This is a genomic window from Pantoea sp. M_10 (assembly GCF_008631515.1).
Lineage (GTDB): Bacteria > Pseudomonadota > Gammaproteobacteria > Enterobacterales > Enterobacteriaceae > Pantoea > Pantoea anthophila.
The window spans coordinates 1,778-4,775 of sequence record NZ_VWUL01000016.1 but is presented as its reverse complement, the minus strand read 5'-3'; the positions used below and the strand labels follow the sequence as shown (position 1 = coordinate 4,775).

The 2,998-nt window shown below is 54.1% G+C and carries 1 rRNA gene; it reads right to left on the bottom strand.

Annotation, left to right across the window (positions count from 1 at the left end):
* Window positions 1–27: 27 nt before the first annotated feature.
* Window positions 28–2,933: ribosomal RNA gene (locus F3I47_RS22225) — 23S ribosomal RNA — on the bottom strand.
* Between the last annotated feature and the right edge of the window lie 65 nt (window positions 2,934–2,998).

Genomic DNA, 2,998 nt, shown 5'->3' with positions numbered 1-2,998 from the left:
GTCTCTCAAAAACGCCTCTGGCGTTGTAAGGTTAAGCCTCACGGGTCATTAGTACCGGTTAGCTCAACGCATCGCTGCGCTTACACACCCGGCCTATCAACGTCGTCGTCTTCAACGTCCCTTCAGGACCCTCAAGGGGTCAGGGAGAACTCATCTCGGGGCAAGTTTCGTGCTTAGATGCTTTCAGCACTTATCTTTTCCGCACTTAGCTACCGGGCAGTGCCATTGGCATGACAACCCGAACACCAGTGGTGCGTTCACTCCGGTCCTCTCGTACTAGGAGCAACCCCCCTCAATTCTCCAGCGCCCACGGCAGATAGGGACCGAACTGTCTCACGACGTTCTAAACCCAGCTCGCGTACCACTTTAAACGGCGAACAGCCGTACCCTTGGGACCTACTTCAGCCCCAGGATGTGATGAGCCGACATCGAGGTGCCAAACACCGCCGTCGATATGAACTCTTGGGCGGTATCAGCCTGTTATCCCCGGAGTACCTTTTATCCGTTGAGCGATGGCCCTTCCATTCAGAACCACCGGATCACTATGACCTGCTTTCGCACCTGCTCGAGCCGTCACTCTCGCAGTCAAGCCAGCTTATGCCATTGCACTAACCTCACGATGTCCGACCGTGATTAGCTGACCTTCGTGCTCCTCCGTTACTCTTTGGGAGGAGACCGCCCCAGTCAAACTACCCACCAGACACTGTCCGCACCCCGGATCACGGGGCCACGTTAGAACATCAAACATTAAAGGGTGGTATTTCAAGGATGGCTCCACGCAGACTGGCGTCCGCGCTTCAAAGCCTCCCACCTATCCTACACATCAAGGCTCAATGTTCAGTGTCAAGCTGTAGTAAAGGTTCACGGGGTCTTTCCGTCTTGCCGCGGGTACACTGCATCTTCACAGCGAGTTCAATTTCACTGAGTCTCGGGTGGAGACAGCCTGGCCATCATTACGCCATTCGTGCAGGTCGGAACTTACCCGACAAGGAATTTCGCTACCTTAGGACCGTTATAGTTACGGCCGCCGTTTACCGGGGCTTCGATCAAGAGCTTCTCCTTGCGGATAACCCCATCAATTAACCTTCCGGCACCGGGCAGGCGTCACACCGTATACGTCCACTTTCGTGTTTGCACAGTGCTGTGTTTTTAATAAACAGTTGCAGCCAGCTGGTATCTTCGACTGGCTTCAGCTCCGGGAGCAAGTCCCTTCACCTACGCGCCAGCGTGCCTTCTCCCGAAGTTACGGCACCATTTTGCCTAGTTCCTTCACCCGAGTTCTCTCAAGCGCCTTGGTATTCTCTACCTGACCACCTGTGTCGGTTTGGGGTACGATTCTGTGTTACCTGATGCTTAGAGGCTTTTCCTGGAAGCAGGGCATTTATCACTTCAGCACCGTAGTGCCTCGTCGTCACGCCTCAGCGTTAAAAGAGTCCGGATTTACCTGGACCCTCCGCCTACACGCTTAAACCGGGACAACCGTCGCCCGGCTGATATAGCCTTCTCCGTCCCCCCTTCGCAGTAACACCGAGTACAGGAATATTAACCTGTTTCCCATCGACTACGCCTTTCGGCCTCGCCTTAGGGGTCGACTCACCCTGCTCCGATTAACGTTGAACAGGAACCCTTGGTCTTCCGGCGAGCGGGCTTTTCACCCGCTTTATCGTTACTTATGTCAGCATTCGCACTTCTGATACCTCCAGCATGCCTCACGACACACCTTCGACGGCTTACAGAACGCTCCCCTACCCAACAACGCTTACGCGTCGCTGCCGCAGCTTCGGTGCATGGTTTAGCCCCGTTACATCTTCCGCGCAGGCCGACTCGACCAGTGAGCTATTACGCTTTCTTTAAATGATGGCTGCTTCTAAGCCAACATCCTGGCTGTCTGTGCCTTCCCACATCGTTTCCCACTTAACCATGACTTTGGGACCTTAGCTGGCGGTCTGGGTTGTTTCCCTCTTCACGACGGACGTTAGCACCCGCCGTGTGTCTCCCGTGATAACATTCTCCGGTATTCGCAGTTTGCATCGGGTTGGTAAGCCGGGATGGCCCCCTAGCCGAAACAGTGCTCTACCCCCGGAGATGAGTTCACGAGGCGCTACCTAAATAGCTTTCGGGGAGAACCAGCTATCTCCCGGTTTGATTGGCCTTTCACCCCCAGCCACAGGTCATCCGCTAATTTTTCAACATTAGTCGGTTCGGTCCTCCAGTTAGTGTTACCCAACCTTCAACCTGCCCATGGCTAGATCACCGGGTTTCGGGTCTATACCCTGCAACTTAACGCCCAGTTAAGACTCGGTTTCCCTGCGGCTCCCCTATACGGTTAACCTTGCTACAGAATATAAGTCGCTGACCCATTATACAAAAGGTACGCAGTCACACCACGAAGGTGCTCCCACTGCTTGTACGTACACGGTTTCAGGTTCTGTTTCACTCCCCTCGCCGGGGTTCTTTTCGCCTTTCCCTCACGGTACTGGTTCACTATCGGTCAGTCAGGAGTATTTAGCCTTGGAGGATGGTCCCCCCATATTCAGACAGGATACCACGTGTCCCGCCTTACTCATCGAGCTCACAGCATATGTGCTTTTGTGTACGGGAGTATCACCCTGTACCCTGCGACTTTCCAGACGCTTCCACTAACACACATGCTGATTCAGGCTCTGGGCTGCTCCCCGTTCGCTCGCCGCTACTGGGGGAATCTCGGTTGATTTCTTTTCCTCGGGGTACTTAGATGTTTCAGTTCCCCCGGTTCGCCTTGCAGCACTATGTATTCATGCTGCAATGATGCACTGAGTGCACCGGGTTTCCCCATTCGGACATCGACGGCTGTAGCGGTTCATATCACCTTACCGTCGCTTTACGCAGATTAGCACGTCCTTCATCGCCTCTGACTGCCAGGGCATCCACCGTGTACGCTTAGTCGCTTAACCTCACAACCCACAGGCGTTTTTCAACGCTGCAGACTGTAAGCATTTGAGAGACTCGAACATGTCGC